Raw genomic sequence first — 2,604 nt, forward strand, 5'->3', positions numbered from 1 at the left:
CTGATCGAGGCCAGCGGAGCGGCGGTCCGCGCCGAGGCGGACAGCGCGGTGGTGGCCGAGCTGGTCCGGGAGGCCGAGCAGCGCGCCACCCGCGCCGAGCACGACCGGGCGGTGGCCCGCGTCGAGGCGGAGAAGCTCCGCGACGAGGTGGCCCGGGTCCGTGAGGAGCTGGGGCAGCTGCGCGAGGAGAACCGTCAGCTCGGCCGTACGCTGCGCGAGATCCAGGCCCGGGAGCGCAAGGCCACCGAGCTGCTCGCCACCGAGCGGGGCCGGGCCACCCGGGCGGCGGCCGACGCCGACGCCGAGCTGCGCCGCGCGCGGGCCCGGCTCGCCGAGGCGGAGGCGGCGGCGGGTGTGGCGCGGGCCAGCGCCAAGGACGCCCGCTCCGTCGACGACGCGCGGCTCTGGCTGCTGTTGGAGACCATCGGGCAGGCCGCCGTCGGCCTACGCCGGGAGCTCGCGCTCGAACCGGTGGAGAGGATGCCGGCCGACTTCGTCGCCGACGCCTTCGCCGACCAGTCCACGGCCACGGCGGCCGGCACGGCCGCGCGGGCCCGGGACACCGACGACCCGGCCCGGCTGGACCAGCTGCTCGCCCTGCCGAGGGCGCACCTGGTGGTCGACGGCTACAACGTCACCAAGCGTGGCTTCGGCGAGATGTCCCTCGAACAGCAGCGCAAGCGGCTCATCACCGGCCTGGGCGGGATCGCCGCGCAGACCGGCGACGAGGTCACGGTGGTGTTCGACGGCGCCGAGCGGATGCACGGTCTGCCGCCCGCCCCGCGCGGCGTCCGGGTGCTCTTCTCCCGGAAGGGCGAGACCGCCGACGAGCTGATCCGCCGCCTGGTCCGCGCGGAGCCGTCCGGGCGCCCGGTGGTGGTCGTCTCCTCCGACCGGGAGGTGGCCGACGGCGTACGCCGGCACGGCGCCTACCCGCTCGGCGCCGACTCCCTGCTGCGCCGCCTCTCGCGCTCCTGATCCCGGCCGCCGGTCCCGTCTGCTCCTGGGAGATCCCGTCTGCTCCTGGGAGATCTTGGTAGGAAATGGCCCCCGGAGGGGCCACTTCTCACCAAGATTTGGATTGAGCCCCTGATCGGCGATCCGATGCTTCCTGTCCGGTTCTGTCGTACGTCGCCGTTAGCGTGCGATGTGACCGACGGTGGTCGGGTGGCGACGGTGCTCGCCTCCCGGTCGCCGCCAGCGCTTCCGAGGGGGCGAGATGCTCATCGACTGCGACCGGTGCGGTATCCGGGGCGACGGCTGTTCCGGCTGTCTGGTGACCGCCCTGCTCGACACGGCCTCCCCGACCGCGGGTCTCGGTGACGCCGAGGCGCGTGCGATCGAGGTGCTCGCCCGGGCCGGCTTCGACGTGGAGGTGCTTCCCGCACCACGCCCGCCGGCCCGGCGCGCCGGCCGCCGTCACCGGGCGGCGTGACCGGGCGGACCGGCTCGTCGCCGGCGGGATCGGCGGTCGCACTACGATGGGCCGGCCAGGCGGGAGGAGCGGGGATGACCGGGGTACGACGGATGGCCGGAGGGCCCGCGCCGGTCGCCGGCATGTGCGGGACGCCCCGGTGAGCCCGCGCGGCTGGGCGGTGCTGACCCTGGCCGGGCTGGTCGTCGCCCTGGTCGCCGAACGGGACAGCGGTCGGGTGCTGCGGTTGACGCCGGGCGGCGGCGCGGCCCGGCAGGTGTACGAGGTGCCGGGGGTGGCGGCGCAGGGTGAGGGCGGCCTGCTGGGCCTCGCGGTCTCGCCGAGCTTCGCGCAGGACAACCTGGTCTACGCGTACCTCACCGCGGAGCGGGACAACCGCATCGTCCGGTTCCGGCTGGACGGCGGGGACCCGGAGGTGGTCTTCGACGGCATCGCCAAGGCGGGCATCCACAACGGCGGGCGCATCGCGTTCGGTCCCGACGGCCTGTTGTACGTCGGCACCGGCGACGCCGGTGAGACGCGGCTGTCGCAGGATCCGGCGAGCCCGAACGGCAAGATCCTGCGCCTGACCCCGGACGGGCAGCCGGCACCCGGCAACCCGCGCGCGGGCTCGCCGGTCTACAGCCTCGGCCACCGCAACGTGCAGGGCCTGGCCTGGGACTCGGCGGGCCGGCTGTTCGCCACCGAGTTCGGGCAGAACGAGCTCGACGAGGTGAACCGCATCGAGCCGGGACGCAACTACGGCTGGCCCCGGGTCGAGGGAGAGGGCGACACCGACGGCGGGCGGTACACCAATCCGCTCGTGACCTGGAAGACCCGCGACGCCTCGCCGTCGGGCATGGCCATCGCCGGTGACACCGTCTACGTGGCGGCGCTGCGCGGTGAGCGGCTGTGGACGATCCCGCTGGACGGTGACCGCCTGGGTGAGCCGTCGGCCCAGCTCACCGACCGCTACGGCCGGCTGCGGACGGTGCAGGTCGCACCGGACGGCGCGCTGTGGGTGACCACCTCCAACACCGACGGCCGTGGGGACGTCCGCGACGGCGACGACCGGATCCTGCGCTTCCCGGCCCGCTGACCACCGACGGGCGTGGGGGGGGGCCCGGGGCGGGGCCCCCCCCCCCCGCCAAGGGGGAGGGGGGGCAGCCCGCCCCCGACGGCCACCGCGG

3 protein-coding genes are annotated in these 2,604 nt (G+C 75.6%); all 3 read left to right on the plus strand.

All coding sequences use genetic code 11. The annotated features are described in order from the left end of the window. Positions 1-978: NYN domain-containing protein (locus AB0I76_RS27370; RefSeq protein ID WP_357041253.1), on the plus strand; the 978-nt coding region annotated here is incomplete at its 5' end. A 241-nt stretch (positions 979-1,219) separates the two neighbouring features. Further along, a complete protein-coding gene (locus AB0I76_RS27375) occupies positions 1,220-1,435 on the plus strand; it encodes a hypothetical protein (protein WP_357041256.1) in 216 nt (71 codons plus the stop codon). 139 nt (positions 1,436-1,574) lie between these two features. Further along, a complete protein-coding gene (locus tag AB0I76_RS27380) occupies positions 1,575-2,513 on the plus strand; it encodes a PQQ-dependent sugar dehydrogenase (protein ID WP_357041259.1) in 939 nt (312 codons plus the stop codon). Positions 2,514-2,604: the final 91 nt, after the last annotated feature.

This window comes from Micromonospora sp. NPDC049799 (assembly GCF_040656655.1).
GTDB lineage: Bacteria > Actinomycetota > Actinomycetes > Mycobacteriales > Micromonosporaceae > Micromonospora.

Excerpts from the sequence above, each read along its gene's own strand:
- AB0I76_RS27375 (WP_357041256.1), top strand. The coding sequence starts at position 1,220 with ATGCTCATCGACTGCGACCGGTGCGGTATCCGGGGCGACGGCTGTTCC.